Annotated in this window: 13 protein-coding genes; 5 read left to right on the top strand and 8 right to left on the bottom strand. The window is 69.9% G+C overall.

Features of this window, described 5'->3' with window-relative positions:
• Positions 1-115: 115 nt before the first annotated feature.
• From R2B38_RS41620 to R2B38_RS41650, 7 genes are all read right to left on the bottom strand, one after another.
• Positions 116-3,097, bottom strand: a complete 2,982-nt coding sequence (locus R2B38_RS41620; protein WP_318020980.1) for a glycoside hydrolase family 2 TIM barrel-domain containing protein — start codon at positions 3,095-3,097, stop codon at positions 116-118.
• A 57-nt stretch (positions 3,098-3,154) separates the two neighbouring features.
• Complete coding sequence (locus R2B38_RS41625) at positions 3,155-5,884, bottom strand: glycoside hydrolase family 38 C-terminal domain-containing protein (RefSeq protein WP_318020981.1); 2,730 nt, start codon at positions 5,882-5,884, stop codon at positions 3,155-3,157.
• A 29-nt stretch (positions 5,885-5,913) separates the two neighbouring features.
• Positions 5,914-6,720 carry a carbohydrate ABC transporter permease gene (locus tag R2B38_RS41630; RefSeq protein ID WP_318021924.1) on the bottom strand — a complete coding sequence of 269 codons (807 nt, stop codon included), beginning with the start codon at positions 6,718-6,720 and terminating at the stop codon, positions 5,914-5,916.
• A gap of 77 nt (positions 6,721-6,797) precedes the next feature.
• The gene (locus R2B38_RS41635) at positions 6,798-7,745 is read right to left on the bottom strand and encodes a sugar ABC transporter permease (protein ID WP_318020982.1); all 948 of its coding nucleotides are present in this window, start codon (positions 7,743-7,745) and stop codon (positions 6,798-6,800) included.
• Positions 7,746-7,752: 7 nt separating this feature from the next.
• Positions 7,753-9,087 (bottom strand): extracellular solute-binding protein, encoded by a 1,335-nt coding sequence (locus R2B38_RS41640; protein WP_318020983.1) that lies wholly within the window; start codon positions 9,085-9,087, stop codon positions 7,753-7,755.
• Positions 9,088-9,343: 256 nt separating this feature from the next.
• Entirely contained in the window at positions 9,344-10,351 is a 1,008-nt protein-coding gene (locus tag R2B38_RS41645; protein WP_318020984.1) for a LacI family DNA-binding transcriptional regulator, read from the bottom strand.
• Between the two features lie 119 nt (positions 10,352-10,470).
• Positions 10,471-11,724, bottom strand: coding sequence for an ROK family transcriptional regulator (locus R2B38_RS41650; protein WP_318020985.1), 1,254 nt, complete (start codon positions 11,722-11,724; stop codon positions 10,471-10,473).
• Positions 11,725-11,863: 139 nt separating this feature from the next.
• Between R2B38_RS41650 and R2B38_RS41655 the strand changes: the two genes are divergently transcribed.
• The 5 genes from R2B38_RS41655 (at position 11,864) to R2B38_RS41675 (ending at position 16,965) form a co-directional block, all read left to right on the top strand.
• Positions 11,864-13,150, top strand: coding sequence for an MFS transporter (locus tag R2B38_RS41655; RefSeq protein ID WP_318020986.1), 1,287 nt, complete (start codon positions 11,864-11,866; stop codon positions 13,148-13,150).
• 58 nt (positions 13,151-13,208) lie between these two features.
• Positions 13,209-14,633, top strand: a complete 1,425-nt coding sequence (locus R2B38_RS41660) for a carboxylesterase/lipase family protein (RefSeq protein WP_318020987.1) — start codon at positions 13,209-13,211, stop codon at positions 14,631-14,633.
• A gap of 71 nt (positions 14,634-14,704) precedes the next feature.
• Positions 14,705-15,202 carry a hypothetical protein gene (locus tag R2B38_RS41665; protein WP_318020988.1) on the top strand — a complete coding sequence of 166 codons (498 nt, stop codon included), beginning with the start codon at positions 14,705-14,707 and terminating at the stop codon, positions 15,200-15,202.
• A 52-nt stretch (positions 15,203-15,254) separates the two neighbouring features.
• Entirely contained in the window at positions 15,255-15,851 is a 597-nt protein-coding gene (locus R2B38_RS41670) for a hypothetical protein (protein ID WP_318020989.1), read from the top strand.
• Between the two features lie 190 nt (positions 15,852-16,041).
• Positions 16,042-16,965, top strand: a complete 924-nt coding sequence (locus tag R2B38_RS41675) for an expansin EXLX1 family cellulose-binding protein (protein ID WP_318020990.1) — start codon at positions 16,042-16,044, stop codon at positions 16,963-16,965.
• Positions 16,966-16,970: 5 nt separating this feature from the next.
• Here R2B38_RS41675 and R2B38_RS41680 read toward each other — a convergent pair whose 3' ends face one another.
• Positions 16,971-17,903: a helix-turn-helix transcriptional regulator gene (locus tag R2B38_RS41680; protein WP_318020991.1), complete on the bottom strand. Its 933-nt coding sequence runs from the start codon at positions 17,901-17,903 to the stop codon at positions 16,971-16,973.
• Between the last annotated feature and the right edge of the window lie 96 nt (positions 17,904-17,999).

The raw sequence follows: 17,999 nt of genomic DNA on the forward strand, positions 1-17,999 counted from the left end.
CGGAGCGCTCCTTCCCACGGGGACGGCCGGATACGGGCGCGGCCGGGGCAGTCGTCTCCTCCCATACTGAGGGTGCGGCCGTCGCCGTGCGAGACCGCACCCTCAACCTGTCGGCCTACTCCGGTGCCGTGATCCGGAGCCTGATCGTGCGAGCCTCCGGGCGCAGCGCGAACTCGGGCCACACGTCCGGACCGCAGGCCCGTGAGCCGAGCCCGTGCTGGGCGGCGTCGACGAACAGCCGGCTCGTCGTCGAATCCGGCAGCTCGTACGGGTGCCCGGCCTTGGCGATCTCCTGCGGGGTGTGCCGGCTGAGCGTGAAACCGGGACGTCGACCGTGGGTGTCCGCGAGGGCCTCGATGCGCAGCACTTCGGTGTCGCCGCTGGTCAGGGACAGTCGGCGCAGTTCGGAGCGGTGACCGGTCTCCTGGGGGCGCGCGTAGTCGACCGAGAGATCGCCGATGGAGGCGGCGAAGCGCCCGGTGCAGGCCGCGCGCATGCTGTCGGGGTAGGACTCCAGCGGGCCGAGGCCGAACCACTTGGCGCCGTCGACCGGAGCCGTGCCGTCGGGCAGGTCGAAACGCACCCCGATCCGCGGCCACACCGACTGCCAGCCGTGCGAGGGCTGGATCTCCACCCGCAGCTCCACCTCGCCGTCGCTCTCGCGCGACCAGACGGACTCGACCAGCACCGACAGACCGGAGTCGGCGGCCGACACCTTGTCGACCGTCCGCAGCGCGTCCGCGCTCTGCTCCACCGACACCCGTCGCGAGGTCAGCCGGTCGAGCCCGTCGCGAAGCCACAGTTCGGCGTTGGACACCCCGGAGACGCTCGCGTCGCTCTCGTCGACCTCGCCCCACGCGCCCTTGTCGTTGTCCGTCGGCGCGCGGAAGAGCTCCAACCGCGGTCCCGCCACGGCGCGTTCGCCCAGCTTCACGAGCGACCCGCCGACGAACTCGGCGACGCCGAGCGTGAGGGTCCCGTCACCCCGCTGCCAGTCGAACCGGCCACGGCCGGCGGGGACGGGACGGCGAACCGATCGGTCCAGCTGGGCAGTCGCGACGACATGACCCTCGGGCGCCCAAGGGGTCGCCGTCCCCAGCACCGCGTCGATCGTCAGCCAGGTCTCGGCGTCCGGCGACACCGGGACCGACGGCAACGACACCCGGCCCGAGTCGCCCGCCACGACGGACGGGACCTCCAACTCCCCTGATTCCACGGGGACTCCGTCGTGCTCGACCCGCCAGCGGAAGCGCAGGTCGGACGTGTCGGTCGTGTGCCGGAGGTTGGTGATCGCGACCTTGTCGCCGTCGAACGCGAAGTGCACCGGCGCCACGACGGCCTTGAACTCGTGGAGGCTCGGCGTCGGCACGTCGTCGCTCAACACCATGCCGTCCATCACGAAGTTGCCGTCGTGGACGACCTCGCCGAAGTCGCCGCCGTACGCGTAGAACGGCGTCCCGTCCGGGGTCGTGGCCAGGATGCCGTGGTCGCGCCACTCCCACACGAACCCGCCGTGCAGGCGCGGGTGTTGGCGCACCAGCGCCTCGTACTGGTCGAACGCGCCGGGCCCGTTGCCCATCGCGTGCGCGTACTCGCAGAGCAGGAACGGCTTGGTGCGCTGCCGGGCGCCTTGTGCGGGCGTGCAGTTGAGCAGCGGGGCGCGGGAACCGTCGGTGCCGATCTGCTCGGTCTCCAGCACGGACGCGTACATGCGCGAGTAGACGTCGGTGTACTCGCCGGTGTAGTCGCCCTCGTAGTGCACGGGGCGTTCGGCGTCACGGGCGTGCACCCAGGCCGACATGGCGGCGAGGTTGCTGCCGGTGTCCGCCTCGTTGCCGAGGGACCAGATCACGATGCTGGGGTGGTTCTTGTCCCGTTCCACCGTGCGCTCGATGCGGTCGAGGTACGCCTCGCGCCAGGCCGGGTCGTCACTGGGGTTGCCGACCCAGTCGACCTTGCCGAAGCCGTGCGTCTCCAGATCGCATTCCAGGATCACCCAGAACCCGAGCTCGTCGGCGAGGTCGAGCAGCCGGGGGTGCGGCGGGTAGTGGCTGGTGCGGATCGCGTTCACGTTGAACCGCTTCATCAGCGCCAGGTCCTCGCGGGCGTGCGCCTCGTCGAAGACACGGCCGCGCTCCGGGTGGGTCTCGTGCCGGTTCACCCCGTGGAACACGACCCGGCGCCCGTTCACCAGGAACTGGTCCCCGCGGATCTCGACCGTACGGAAACCCACCCGCAGCGAGACGGTCTCCGCGGCCGTCGACACCGTGGCGTCGTACAGCCGGGGCAACTCGGCCGACCAGGGCTCGACTTCGGCGATGGCTACGGCCGCCACGTCGTCCGGCGTCGCCCAGACCTGCTCGACACCGAGTTCGGGAATGCGCAGGGTGACCGGGAACGCCGTCGCGTCGGCGACGACCTCAGCCTCGACCCGCCCGCGCCCGTCGTCGAAACCGGTCCGCAGCCAGACATCCTCGATGCCCCCGGCCGGACGGGCGGTCAGGGTCACATCGCGGAAGATGCCCGGCAGCCACCACTGGTCCTGGTCCTCGACATAACTGGCCGCCGACCACTGGTGCACCCGCACCGCGACGACGTTCTCACCAGGGCGTACGGCGTCCGTCACATCGAATTCGTGGGCGAGCCGGCTGCCGCTCGCGCCGCCGATCTCCACCCCGTTGACCCAGACGCGGAACAGCGACTCGACACCGTCGAAGCGCAGGACGACCCGTTCGGCGTCCGACCAGTCGGCGGGGACGTCGAACGTGCGGCGGTAGTCACCGGTCGGGTTCTCGTCCGGGACGTACGGCGGGTCGATCGGGAACGGGAACTGGATATTCGTGTAGATCGGGCGGCCGTAGGCACCGTCACCCTCCAGCACCCAGTGGGCGGGCACGGGGATGCTGTCCCAGGCGTTGTCGTCGAAGCCCTCGGCCGCGAAGTCCTCCGCCGCCGACGCCGTGGGGGACAGGCGGAAACGCCAGGACCCGTTCAGGGAGAGGGACTTCGCGTCGGAGTGCAGCCACGAGCGCGCCGGACGCAGGGCACCACGCCCGGGAGCGAGGTCGGAAACTTGGGGGGAGAACTCGGGAAGCAAGAGGTCACAACGCTTTCGTGAGGGTGGAACGGGTGCATTGCATTCGATCATGGCCGCCTACCGGAGCACGACGGTGTGGATCTCCCAGGGGCCGAGGGCGAGTTCGAGCTCGTCCTGGACCTGGGTGCGGGAGATCGTCCGGCCCAGCAGATCGACGGTGACGGCCTCGGAGAACGTGCCCGTGAGGCGGACCGTCGACGGGGTGTCGCGCATGGCGGTCAACCGCACCTCGGTGCCGGGCCCGTGCTCGACGTCGGTGACCCGGCGGACGGCCGAGACGAGGACGTCCTCGCCGTCGACGCGCAACCCGGCGGTGTCGGGCGGGAGTTGGCCCCCGGTGGGCGCGGTTCCGCGAGTGACCAGTACGTCGTTGCGGAACTCCTCGGCGAGCGCCACCGCGTTCGCGCCGCGCCAGCCGGTGGCCGACGGGACGACGGCGAACCGGTTCTCGATCCGCATCCCGAGGTCCTGCGCACCGGGTACGGGGATCTCGCTCGCCGCCGGTTCATCGCGCAGGGGGTGGATGTTGACACTGATCGAGCCGATCGCGCGGAGCAGGGTGACGGCGAGTTCGGAGCCGTCGCCGACGAGTTCGTACTCGCTGGAGTGGTCGAGCAGGACGGTTGCGGCCCCGGCCGACACGAACGAACCGGCCGGGAAGGTCGGCAGCGGGAACTCGCCCCAGCCGCCCTCGGCGGTCAACCCGCGCTCGGTGACGGCGAATTGACCGGCCGACGCGGACGTCGTGACCGGCTCGGGCAGCGGTACGTGGAAGCGCAGCCGGTGGTCGGCGGACTGGTTGAGGAAGGACGTGGAGACCCGCACGAAGGGCTCGCCCGCGCGCACCTCCACGAGCGTTTCCACCGGCGTCGGCAGGGTCTGTTCACCGCGCACATCGCGGTCGGCGGAGAGCGCGGCCGGCCACTCGTAGCCGCGGGTGACCCGCAGCCGCGCACGCAGTGGGCCGTTCTCGACGACCTCGACGGCGATCTCCGTCGGCTCCGACACGAGGACGTCGTGGGCCGGGGGAGCGTAGTTGTAGCTGTCGCCCCGGTCACCGCCGTCGACGAGCCGACCCACTCCGTACAGCACGGTGCCGTCCGGCCCGGTCAGGTCCAGGGTGCCGTCGGCGGCGACCGCGACCTCGACCAGGCCGTTGGAGAGCGTGCGGTCCGTCGCCGTAGTAGGCGCGTGCGTCGGTACGGCGACGGAGGCGCGGTCGCTCGGTTCGACCCGGAAGGACGCCAGCCCGGAGGCGGGAACGCGCACAGGCACGAGTGCGGTGGCCCGGGCTTCCTCCAGGGTCAACACCCGCCACTCGCCCGGATGTTGCGCCGCAGCCTCGGCGACCTCGCGGCGCAGGATCAGCAGGTCGAAGGGGCCAGAGGTCGGCACCTCCGCGAGGTGGAACACCAGGGCGCCGGGGGTGAGTTCGTAGTGGTCGATCTGGCGGCCGAAGAGCTCACGGCGGTGGATGCGGCGCAGGACGCGTTCGAGCTGGGAGGCGTCCATGCGCTCGTCGCTGAGGACGGTCGGCGCCTCGGAGATCAGCTGCACGGGGGCCGTCGTACCGTCGGCGGCGGTCGCGACGAGCGGGGTTCCCTCCGGCGGGGCGATGACGTCCACCTCGACCAGTACCGAGCGGTCGAACGGCAGCGGGTTGGCGACCAAGTGGCCGTCGCTGGGCACCAGTTCGGCGGGTTTTGCGAGTGCCGCGTCCCGTACCGCACGCGCTGTCTGTGCGGCTTCGGCGAGGCGGGCGGCGACCTGGTCGCAGGTCTCGTCGGTGCCGGAGCCGACGACCGAGTCGTGCGCGGTCGACTCGATGATCTTGTGCCAGGCGAGGTCGAGGAACGGCGAGTCGTCGCGCCGCGACCACAGGGCGTTCATGCGCTCGGCGTGGTCGATCGTGCGCTCGGCGACGGCCATCCGCTGCTTGAGACCGAGCCGCACCGAGAGCACACCCGGGAGGATGTTGCCGCGCACATGGCTGCGCAGCTCGCCGGTGACGACGGCGGAGACCTCGTCGCGGACGTGCTTGCGGAGGTACTCGTCGAGAGTGGCGATGGTGATCGCGCGGCCCTCGCTGGCGGCTTGCCGTAGCCAGGAGGCGAGTTGGGGGTCGGGCGCGTTGTGGTCGGTGCCGGCCATCGCCAACACCGGGTCGCCGCCCCAGCGTTCGGCCGTCATCTCGGCGTAGTCGCCGAGCGCGCGGCCGATCCGGTCCGGTACCAGCAGGACGTCGAGGCCGTTGTCGTAGCCGTCGAAGAGGAACTCGGTGCGGACCTGGGAGCCGTCCGGCGCCCGCCAGTTGAAGGCGTGACCCTCGACCGAGCCGGGCACTCCGCGCCACAACGCCGCGTGCTCGATACCGGCGCGCGCGAGGATCTGCGGCATCTGCGCGACGTGGCCGAACATGTCCGGGAGATAGCCGATCGGCATCGCCCCGCCCAGTTCGTCCGCCGCCGCCCAGCCCATCTGGAGATTGCGGACGATGGTCTCGCCGGAGCAGAGGAACTCGTCCAGCAGGATCAGCCACGGGCCCACCGCGAGCCGGCCCTCGGCGACCAGGGCGGCGACCCGCTCGCGGTTCTCCGGCCGCATCTCCAAGTAGTCCTCGATCGCGGCCATTTGGCCGTCGACGGTGAACCGGAATTCCGGGTCCGTCTCCGCCGTCTCCAGCACGGTGTCGAGGGCGGCGACGAGCCGGTGCCGGAACACCTGGAAGGGCTCGTACCACTCGCGGTCCCAGTGGAAGTGGGGTACGAACACAGCGGGGTTGGGCATCGCGGGAGGCACCTTCTGTGCGGGGACGGTCACTTGAGGGAACCGGCGGCGAGTCCGGTGCGCCAGAACCGCTGGAGCAGGATGAACACGATGATCACGGGCACGATCGACACCAGCGAGCCGGTGATCACGGACTCCTGGAGCAGCGGGGCGCGGGCCGTCTGGCCGTTCCACTCGTACAGGCCGAGCGTGATCGGGAAGAGGGACTCCTTCTGCAGCATCACCATCGGCAGGAAGAAGTTGTTCCAGATCGCCACGAACTGGAACAGGAAGATCGTCACCAGCGACGGCGTCATCAGCTTGAACGCGACCGAGAAGAACGTGCGGAACTCGCCGGCGCCGTCCAGCCGCGCCGACTCCAACAGCTCCTGCGGGACAGCGGCGTTGGCGAAGATCCGCGCGAGATAGACGCCGAACGGGCTGACGATGCTGGGCAGGAACACCGCGAAATACGTGTTGACGATGCCCGTCGCCGAGAACAGCAGGAACAGCGGGAGCGCCAGCGCGGTGGTCGGGACGAGGACGCCGCCGAGGATCACCGAGAAGAGGAACTCCCGTCCCCGGAAACGGAACTTGGCGAGCGCGTAGCCGCACAGTGCGGAGATCAGTGTTCCCACGAGTGCGCCGAACACCGCGTAGATCACGGTGTTGACGATCCACTTGCCGAAGATGCCGTCGCTGCGGCTGAACAGGACGCGCAGGTTCTCGAACAGGTTGAAGTGCGAGAACGTCAGGCCGTTGGTGGCGGCGAGGTCGCCCTGCGGCTTGGTGGCGGCGACGATCAGGAAGTAGATCGGCAGCAGGAAGTAGATCGCCAGGAGGAGCATCAGGGCCATGGCGGCCGTACGGCTGACCTGGCTCTCGCGGTTCACCGAACGGTTGCCCGTGGAGCGGTTGTTGGCGGATCGGTTGGTCACAGGCCGGCCCTCTTCGACGTCAGTCGCATGAACCCGAAGCTCAGGACGAAGGTGATGACGGCGATGACGACAGAAATCGCCGCGGCCTGCTGGTAGTTGTTCCCGGAGGCCACCGCGTAGGCGAGCATGTTCGGCGTGAACGTGCTGGAGATGTTCGAGGAGATCTGCCGCAGCACGGCCGGCTCGGCGTAGAGCTGGAGGGTGCCGATGATCGAGAACACTGTCGTCAGGATGATCGACGGGGCGATGATCGGGACCTTGATCTGCCACGCGATGGCCCAGTTGCTGGCGCCGTCCAACTTGGCGGCCTCGTACAGCTCCTGGGGGATCGACTGGAGCGCCGAGAACATGATCAGCATGTTGTAGCCGGTCCACAGCCATGTGGAGATGTTCGCCGCCGACCACAGCACGGCACCCGGGCCGAGGAAGTCGGGCTTGAGCCCGATGTCGTTCAACAGGTCGACGACGGGGCTGAGTTGGGGCGAGTAGAGGTACGACCACATGATCGCGGCGATCACGCCGGGCACGGCGTACGGCATGAACGCGGTGATGCGGAAGACCGACTTGAGCTTCAGCAGGGGAGTGTCGAGGAGCAGCGCGATGACCAGCGCGACGAACAGCATCACCGGTACCTGCACGATGCCGAACAGGCCGATGCGGCCGACGCTGGACCAGAACTCGTCGTTCTGGAAGACCTTCGTGTACTGCTCGAAACCGCCGAACGTCGTGTACGAGGTGCCGTACTGGCCGCCGGTGCGGCGGACGACGCGGACGCTCTGCCACAGGGCGTAGCCGACCGGCACCAGGTAGAAGAGCACGAACGGGAGGAAGAACGGGATCACGAACGCGAAGATGGTGCCCGCCCGGGGGCCGCCGCCGCCTGGACGGCGACGGCCCCCGGGTGACTGCACCACGCGCGCCGCGCGCGTTGCGATGTCGGTCATTGCGCGGTCACTTGCCCGCCGCGGCCGGGATCGCCTGGTCCTTCATGGACTTCAGCGCGGCTGCCTGCGCCGTCGTCAGCGCGTCGTAGAGCGTGCCGTCACCGGCCGCCGCCTTGGCCATCGCGTCCTGCAGCGCGAGGTTCACCGTCTTCTGGGTCGGACCCCAGGCGAAGCTGGTGTTGATCTTCTTGGACGAGTCGGCGAAGACGTCGAAGATCTTCTCGTTGTTGTAGTACGGAACTCCCTTGGACAGCGCGGGCAGTTGGAGCCCCGCGTTGGCCGCCGGGTAGAGACCGCCCAGCTGGTTCTCCAGCGCGAGGGCCTCCGGGTCGGTGTTCAGCCAGGTGTTGAACTTGACCGACTCGTAGAGGTGCTTGCCGCCCTTCATGAACGCGACGGTCGAGCCGCCCCAGTCACCGGAGGCGCCGTTCGAACCCCACGTCGGCATCGGGACGATCGTCCACTTCCCGGACTGCTTGGGGAGGTTGTCGCGGAACATGCTGTAGCCCCAGGCGGCGCCGACGTAACTGGCGATCTGGTCCTTCTGGTACGCGGCGTACATCTGCGTCGAACCGTTGGCGAGGTCGGTGCGCACGAGCTTGCCGGAGATCAGCTTCTGCCAGTAGTCGGCGACCTGCTTGCTCTGCTCCGAGGCGACCGTGACCTGCCACTTGTTGTCGGCGTAGCTGTACATCTGCGAGTCGTTCTGCCACAGCAGCCCGTTGAACCACTCTGCGTTGTTCGGGTCGAAGAACGTGATGTCGAGCTTGGGGTCCGCCTTGTGCAGCTTGGCCGCGGCGGCCGCGTACTCGTCCCACGTCTTCGGGATCGCGATGCCGTACTTCTTGAAGATGTCGCTGCGGACGTAGAGGGCCATCGGGCCGGTGTCCTGCGGCAGGGCGAAGACGCCGGTGTTGCCGAAGCTGGTCTGCGACCAGGTCCACGGCACGAACTTCGACTTGGCCGCGGTGGCCGCCGAGCAGGCCGAGGCGTCCACGAACGCACTCTGGGTACGCAGGTTGGGCAACTCGTCGTAGCCGACCTGGGCCAGGTCCGGCGCCTTGCCCGCCTTGAGGGCGTTGCTGAGGATGCCGTACTGGTCGTTGGAGATGTTCTTCGTGGAGACCTGGATGTCCGGGTTCTTCTTGTTCCACAGGGCGACCACCTTGTCCATGCCCGGAACGGTGTTCCAGTACTGGAGGGTGACCTTGCCCTTGGCGGGTGCGCAGGAGGCCGCGGATGTCTTCGTCGACGGCGAGGACGACGAGCATCCGGCGAGTACGGCGACACTGGCGGCCACGGCTACGGCGCCGAGGCGGATGCGCGTGATTGTGCTGCTCATGGTTTCCGTTCCAGACAACGACTAGCGGCGGTGCTAGGCGGCTCGATGCTGATCCCGAGGGCGGGATGCCTTCTGGGTGGAAGGGACGTGGGCACACCATTTTCCCGAGGTCCAAGAGCGTCCCGTGAGCGCTCCCGTGAGCGCTCACGGGACTGCCTGCAGATGGACCTCGACATGCGTTTTGGGATGTTCGGAAGTCTGCGCTTCGGCCCGGGCGAGTGTCAAGACATTCGGACCGGATGCGCACGCGTGGCGGTCAGGCGGAGCCGCTCAGCCGCAGTTCACCCCGTACGACGAGGTCGTCGCCCGCGAGCGCTTCCTCTCCCGAGAGCAGCCGCGCGACCTGCTCGATGGCGAGTGCGCCGAGCCGGCGGGTGTCGAGGGCGACGCTGGTGAGCGGGGGCTCGACGAGCGCCCCGAGCTGCAGACCGTCGAAGCCGATGACCGCCAGCTCCTGCGGGATGCTCCGGCCGAGGCGGCGGCCCTCGCGCAGGGCGCCGATCGCGATGATGTCGTTGAACGTGAGGACCGCGGTGACGTCGGGATGGTCGGCGAGCAGTTCCCTGAGCGCCGATCCGCCGCCGTCGGCCGTCTGGTCCGCGGGGACCATCAGGCCGGCCTCGATCCCGTGGGCCGCCGCGGCGGTCGTGAACCACTCGTGCCGGATGCTCGGTTCGGCCCGGGTGTGGTGGTCGAGCATGCCGATCCGGGTGTGCCCCCGCGCGACGAGGTGGGCGACCGCGGCATGGACCCCTGCCGCGCCGTCGATCTGGATCGCGCTGAACCGGGTGCGCTGCTCCCGGCCGATGAGCACGACCGGCATGCCGCGCGTGAACTTCTCCAGTTCGCTCTCGGGACAGCTGAAGTAGCCGATGACGGCGTCCACTTGGGAGCTGATCACCTGGAGCGTGCCGAGTTCCTCCTCCGCCCGGTCCCCGGTGTCGTACACGACGACCTGCCAGCCACGGGTCCTGGCCGCCTCCAGTGCGGCGGCCGCGACCTCGGTGAAGAACGGATTGAGCAGATCGGGGATCACCAGTCCGATGGTCATCGTGTCCTGGCGGACCAGACCCCGGGCGAACCGGCTCGGCCGATAGCCGAGCGCACGGGCGGCGTCGAGCACCCGTTGTTTCGTGACGCTGTCGATCTCGTCCTTGTCGTTCAGCGCCCGTGACACCGTCTGCCGGGACACCCCGGCCGACTTGGCGACGTCATTGATCGTGATTTTCCGGGGTTCCGTCCCCGTTGCCGACGGCACCACCATCGCCCACCTCCCGCTTCTCGCGAACGCCGGTGCGCGCGCAGAGCCCGAGTATGCATGTACGAGGGCGGCCGAACGAAGCCACGACCGGAAGGTGGGGGACGATTTGTGTGGGCGTCGCGCTATGGGGACGGCACGGGAATCGGGGTCCGGGCGAGCGCCGGAACGCTGGTGGGATCGTCGAGCAGGGCGTCGCGACAGGTCTGAAACGCGCCGCGCAACGTGGCTTCCCCGCCGAGGACGCCGAAGGTGATCACCGGCTGCATGTCGGGCGCCAGGGCACGGCGTCCGGCGAGTCGCTCCTCCAGGCCGGGCGCGAGCCAAGAGGCCCAGGTGGCGAGGTATCCGCCGAGGATGATCTCGCCCGCGTCGGTGACACCGGACACGCCGAGGACGGCGGCTCCGAGCGCGTGCCCGGCCGCCCCGAGCGCGGCGACCGCGGCCGGATCGCCCGCGCGCAGCCGCCGGTCCAGCTCGGCCAGTGCCGCCTCGCCGCCCTCCGACTCGGCCACGGCGTCCAACCCGGCCGCGTGGATGAGGGGTTCGGGTCCGATGTACATCGCCAGGCAACCACGCGTCCCACAGCGGCAGTCGGGACCGTCGAGGGCGATCGGCAGATGCCCGATCTCACCCGCCATGCCGTGACTCCCGCTGTGCACACGGCCGTTGACGAGCAGCCCGCCGCCCACGCCGGTGTCGGCCTTGATGTAGGCGACCGTGTCGGGGTGTTCCACGCCGTCGGCCGCGAGCGCGTGGTACTCGGCCAGCGCGGCCATGTTCGCGTCGTTCACCACGTCAACAGGGCATTCCAGCAAGGGGAGTTCGGCGACGACGAGGGCACGCAGGTCGGTACTGTGCCAGCCGAAGTCGATGGCGGCGGCCACCAGTTGGGAGGTACCGACGACCGGTCCGGCCATGGCCACGGCGAGTTGAAGGAGATGGGCGTGCGGTGTCGCGTCCCGTACTGCCGCCTCGGCCGATCGCACCACGCAGCCGATGACCGCGGCCAGGGCGCGCGGATCGCCGTACGGCGCGCGGTGGGGTGCCGACTCGCGGTGCAGGACGCGGCCCCGGAAGTCCGCCGCCAGCACGTGCACGGACTCCAGACTCACCTGGGCGGCGAGGATGACCACGCGCTCGGGGACCAGCCGCAGCAGACGCCGGGGGCGGCCCCGCCCGGCGGACGGCACGGAACCCGCCTCGGCGACCAGGCCGCGGTCGATGAGCTCCGCCACCAGCGCGGTGACCGTGGCGTGCACCAGTCCGGTGCCGGCCGCGACCTCGGTGCGCGCGCACGGGCCGTGGGCGTCGAGGTACCGCAGCACGAGGGCCAGATTGCGGCGTCGTACGTCGGCGGAGTCGGCGGGGGCGTTCACGCAGACGATTGTGCCTCCGCGAGAAGGGATCGGGTCAAGGTGGCCGAGATATTATTTTTCGAGCCTTGAAATAAATAAATCCACGTGGCCATACTCCCGGCACCGGCAACGGTGCCGGTCCGTCCCCGTGGAGGCGTCCTTGTCCGCTTCGACCTCTTCCGCCCCCGCCACCTCCCGAACGGACGACACCCTGGGCAGCTCCCAGGTGAACGTCCTGATGTGGTCGATGGGCGCGGGATTCGCCGCTCTCTACACCGCGTACGCCGGCCTCGTCGTGGTTCTGCTCCCCGCTCAGATCCAGAACCTCGACGCCGCCGCGAAGGAATCGAACCTCGCCCTGGTGACGATGACCTCCTCCATCGTCACGCTCTTCGCCCAGCCGATCATCGGCGCCATCTCCGACCGCACCCGAGGACGCCTCGGCCGCCGCACCCCGTGGATGCTGTTCGGCGCCGTCGGCTCGACCCTCGCCCTGCTGGCCATCTCGCACGCCACCACCCTGCTCTGGCTCACGCTGATGTGGGTCGCCGTCCAGGTGCTGCTCAACGTCGTCCAGGCCCCGCTCACCGCCGTCATGGCCGACCGCGTAGCCCCGCGCCGGTTCGGCATCGTCTCCGCCTTCGTCGGCCTCGGCTCCAACCTCGGCGCCACGCTCGGCGTGATCGTCGCCGCCCGCTACGCCGGTCGACTCGGCCTGGGATACGGCGTGATCGCCGCGATCGTCCTGGTGGTGGTGCTCGCGTTCGTCCTGCTCAACCGGGACCGGACCCGCCCCGAGCCGCCGGAGCCCTTCTCCTGGCGGGAGTTCCTCACCGGCTTCTGGGTCTCGTCTCGCAGGCACCCCGACTTCGCCTGGGCGTTCGTGGCCCGCATGACGTTCATCCTCGGCTACTGGGGCGTCGCCACCTACCAGCGCTACGCCCTCCAGGACTACGTCGGCCTGGACGGCGGCGCGGTGGACAGCGCCCAGCAGCTGATGTCCGTGCTCGCCCTCGTCGGCACCCTCGCCGGCGCGATCCCGGCGGCGAAGATCTCCGACCGCACCGGCCGCCGCAAGATCTTCGTGATCGGCGCGTCCGTCCTGCTCGCCCTGTCCATGGCCATCCCGCTGGTCAGCCCCACCCTGCCCGCGATGTACGCGTACGCGCTGGTCAGCGGCATGGGATTCGGTACGTACATGTCGCTGGACATGGCCCTGATGACCGAGGTCCTGCCCAAGGGCTCGGCGGCCGGCAAGGACCTGGGCATCCTCAACATCGCCACCAACGTCCCACAGGCCCTGGGTCCGATCATTGCCTCCGTACTCATCACCTCCTTCGCCGCGGGCTCCGACAAACTCCCGGGCTACCGCGTCCTGTTCGCCTTCGCCGCAGCCGTCGTCCTGATCAGCGCGCTGGCCATCCGCCCGATCAAGAGCGTCAAATAACGGACGAGGTATCGCCCCCTCCGTACCCGACCCCCCGCCTCCACAAGGAAGTTGCTCCGTGCCCCAGTCCGTACTCGCTGCCACGTCCCTGGGCCCCGTCCTCGGGACGTGGCAGCAGACCACCGCCCGTTTCCTCGGCATCCCCTACGCAGAGGCCCCCGTCGGCGACCTCCGCTTCGCCGCCCCCGTACCGACCAAGCCGTGGACCGAACCCCTCGACGCCACCGAGTACGGGCCCACCGCGCAGCGCCGTCCCTTCATCCTCGACGGCCCCACCACCATCCCCGAGCCGTCGATACCGGGCGACGGGGTACTCAACCTCAACGTCTTCACCCCGGACCCGACCCCGGGCGCCGGTCTGCCGGTCCTCGTCTGGATCCACGGCGGCGGCTACGTCGCCGGATCCGCCGCCAGTCCCTGGTACGACGGTTCCGCCTTCGCCCGCGACGGCGTCGTCCTCGTGTCCATCGGCTACCGGCTCGGCATCGAGGGCTTCCTCCACCTCGACGACGCCCCCGACAACCGGGGTGTGCTCGACTGGATCGCCGCGTTGACCTGGGTGCGGGACAACATCGACGCGTTCGGTGGCGACCCCGGGAAGGTCACCGTCGCCGGCCAGTCGGCGGGCGGCGGCGCCGCGCAGACCCTGATGGCGACCCCCTCGGCACACGGCCTCTTCCGCGCCGTGATCGCCCAGTCCGGCGCGGTAAGGTCGCCCCAGCACCGCCGCGACGCCCTCGCCGACTCGGCCCGCCTGACCGAACGCACCGGCGTCCCCGCCCTCGCCTCCGCCCTCCGCGACCTCACCGCCGACGAACTCCTCGCCCTCCAGGACGCGTTGGCCACACCCGAGGCGGGCCTGACACTGGCGCCTTTCGCGGACGGGGAGTTGATCCCGGTCCCGGTGCCGGACGCTTTCGCGAACGGCAGCGCGGCCCCCGTCCCGCTCCTGCTCGGGTTCACCCAGCGCGAGTTCTACCCCCCGTCGGGGACCACGCCAACACCCGCACCTGTGGGGGCTGTTGACGCCGTACTGGCAGGCCACGGCCTGGGCCCCGACGCCGTGACCATGTACGCAGCCCTCCAGGACAGGGCGGACCCGGCACTGCGCATGGGCCAGGCCCTGACCGACGCCATCTTCCGCGGCCCGTCCCTCGCCCTGGCCGAGTCCCGCGCCCACCACGAACTCCCCACCTGGCTCTACCACTTCACCTGGGGCAGCGCCGCCCACTGCACCGAGATCCCCTTCGCCTTCGACCTCCTGAACGCCGAACGCGTCACGGCGGCGACGGGCCCGCATCCGCCTCAGTCCCTGGCGGACGCGATGCACGCCGCGTGGGTCGCCTTCATCCGCGACCTGGACCCGGGCCCTCAGTGGCCCCGCTACACCAACAAGCGCCGCACGACGATGACTTGGGACACCGTCCCGGAGCTCCTCGACGACCCGCTGAGCGCCGAACGCCGTATCTGGACCACGCCCTGAAATCCGATGGCGGAACGACGCCCCGGCCGTGACACGATCGGCCTCCTGCCTGCTGGACGGAGGCCGAGGACATGACCGGGGATGAGGCCAAGGCGCGGCTCGGGCGGCTCGCCAGGGCGCGCGCCTTCGGCTGCCAGGTGGGGTCGGACCAGCTCATCCAGGCGGGCCTGGACGCACTCCTCGCGGAGGTCTGGAGCCCGTCCCTCCCTTTCCTGGCCGGCCTCGCGCGGAGAGAGGAACCCGAAGCACCCGAGCTCTTCGACCACGTACTCGACGAACTGGGGCTGTCCTTCGAACCACCGGGGGACCCCACGGCCGCGCGCTGGGCCCACGCCTACTGGCTGGCCGAGGAGATCACCAACGGCAGCCTCGATCCGGCCACCGGCGCCGATCTGATCTGGACAGAGGTCGCCGCGGCGCTCGACTACCCGGACGTACTTCAGCCGATCGTCGATTGCGCGATCTCGCTCGCCGACCAGGACGACAGCCGGACCGCGTCCTTCGAGGCGCTCCGACTCGATGCCCTGCAGGCTGCGCGGGACCTGCTTGGCCACAGCCCCCCACCGTGACCACCTGGCTCGTGCTTATGCTGCGCCCAGGTAGGGCGAACGGGAGGCGTGTATGTACAACCCCGGCATTCAGGTGCTGGTCAGGGCGACGGCGGCGGTGTCGGTGATGATCGCCGCGGCGGCATGCGGCGGTCACCAGGACTCGGCGACGACAGGGCCTTCCGCGACCGCCTCCCCGGATTCCTCCGTGTACACCGCCGAGCTGGAGAAGAGCGACCTCCCCTGGAGCGGCAGCCCCAGCCCGTACGACGCCGTAGCGAACCTCGACGGCGGCCGCCGCGTGGCCTTGCACTACCTGCGCGGCAAGGGTCTCGTCGAGCAGCACTACAGCCCCACGGCGAAAGCCTGGACCGAACCGAGAGTCATCTACCGCACCAAGACCGACGCGTGCCAGGGCATCCACCTGCGCACCAAGAAGGGCACCGTCGCCGCGATCGCCGACTTCGGTTCCTACTGCTACGACGGTGAACCGCCGACCGAGTCCGTCGCGGCCGTCGGCACCAGCGGCCTGACCGAGTGGAGCGTCGACGTCACGAAGGACTTCGACGGCTGGGAGCGGGCCACCGTCTCCAGCGATGGGCAACAGGTCGTCTTCGGCAGGGACACCACTCTGCGGTGGAGCCGGGCCGACGGGTTCGAGCGCTCGTAACCGGCCTTCAGGCAGGCCGGTCTCGATGGCGCGACCGACGGTGCGCACCAGGAACCCCACCAGCACGGTGAAGCCACATCTGTCCCCAACTACGCTCCCGGAGAAAGGGCTTGCCGCCGTCCCCGCGAGGCTGCCACGATCGCTGCCTTCCTCACCCCGAGCAACGGGTGGCGGTCATCTAGGAGGTCCGGTGTCCAAGCGGTGGCTGTTCCTGTCGGCGGCCGCGGTGCTCATCGTCGTCTCCCTGGCGCTGGTGCTGCTGCCCGGCGACAAGAACGGCGAGGAGGTGAAGACCGCAGCGGGAACCGCCGCGACCGAGCCCTCCGCGACCAGCTCCACTCCGGTCAACTCGCCGTCCGCGAGTGGCACTTCGACCCCCTCCGCGCGAGCGACCGCCGCATCGAAGAAGCCGTCGGCGACCCCGTCCGCCCGCGCCACCACCAAGCCGGCCGCCACGCCGGCCACGAAGACCCGCCAACAGGCCTCCGGCACCGCCTCGTTGGCCGGACGTATCCGCCCCGGCGTCACCTACCGAGGAGTCGCCACCTTCTACGACGCGGACGGTGGCGGCGCCTGCATGTACGACCCGAGCGGCGACGTCATGACCGGTGCGATGAACACCGCGGACTACGAGTCTTCGAAGGCGTGCGGGGCTTACGTGCTCGTGCACGCGGCCAACGGCGCCACCATCACGGTCCGCATCACCAACGAATGCCCGGGGGACTGCGCCCCCGGCCAGATCGACCTCAGCGCCCAGGCCTTCGCCAAACTCGCCGCCCCTTCGGCCGGTCGGATCCCGATCACCTGGAACCTGGCGAGCCCCAGCACCTCCGACACGATCTCGATCCGCTACAAGACCGGTTCCACCCGCTACTGGTGTGGCATCCAGGCGATCGGCCACCGAAATCCCCTGGCCCGCCTCGAAGTTGCCGTGGGCAGCGGCTGGCGGCAGTTGCAGCGCGCCGACTACAACTACTTCCTCTCGGAGGACGGCAGCGGCTGCGGCGGCGCGCTCAGGCTTACCGACATCTACGGCGAACAGCTCACCGTCCCCGCACTCGCGGTGCGAGCGAACGTCACGCAGTCCACGCAGGTCCAGTTCGCCAAGCACTGACCCGCTCAGGGGCTGGACGCGCCCACGCCGACACCGGTCATCGTCCGTCGCAGCCTCGCCTCGTCCGAACTCCCGGGCGCCGCGGTCAGGATGACGATCTTCAGGTCGGAGTCGCCGTCCGTCAGGACATCGCAGTCCACGTCCACGGGCCCGACCTCGGGATGCTCGACCGTCTTGCGGTCCTCGCGGTGTGCGCCCACCGTGCCGCTCGCCCACAACCGCGCGAACGTCGCGTTGCCCGCGGTGAGTTGACGGATCAGCTCGGCCAGTCGGACGTCGCGCGGGAAGCGACCGGTGGCGCGGCGCAGGTCGGACACGATCGCGAGATCCGAGGCATCCCCGTTCCGCACCAGCACCGGCCACGAGGCAATACGTACGTCACGTATGTCGTCGCCGGAGCCGATCGGAAACCGTTCACGCGCGAAGTTTCGCTCCTCAGGCGGCTTGTTCGACGGGTCGCCGAGCAGTGCCGCCCACCCGGCGTTCCACCAGAGCAGCTGCCAGTCGGCGGCGAACACGGCGACGGCGACATCCCCGAGCCGGTTCAGCACCCGGTGCACGCCCGACGGCAGGTGATCGGGGATCGGCTCGTCGTTCGGCGGGACCAACCCGGCCATGCGGTAGAGGTGTTCCCGTTCCACGGCGGTCAGTTGGAGGGCACGCGCGAGCGAGGCGACGACCTGGGCCGAGGGCGCCGTGGACCGCCCTTGCTCCAGTCGCACCACATAGTCCACCGACACCCCGGCGCGCTCGGCGAGTTCCTCACGGCGCAGACCGGCCGCCCGCCGAGGCCGACCGGACGGCAGCCCCACGGCCGACGGGGACAACCGCTCCCGCCAGGCACGGATCGTGGCGCCCAGCCCCACTCCTGATCCCAGCTCCACTCCTGATCCCGGTCCCAGTCCTGATCCCGGTCCCAGCCCATTGTTCGTCGCCATGTCTTCCATTCTCCTCCGTCCTCCTCCACCTAACGATCCTGGTAATGACGTTCCTACGGTCGAGGCGTCCCTGGCAGCGCACCCGCGCCGTGGGCA

It is taken from the genome of Streptomyces sp. N50, assembly GCF_033335955.1.
GTDB lineage: Bacteria > Actinomycetota > Actinomycetes > Streptomycetales > Streptomycetaceae > Streptomyces.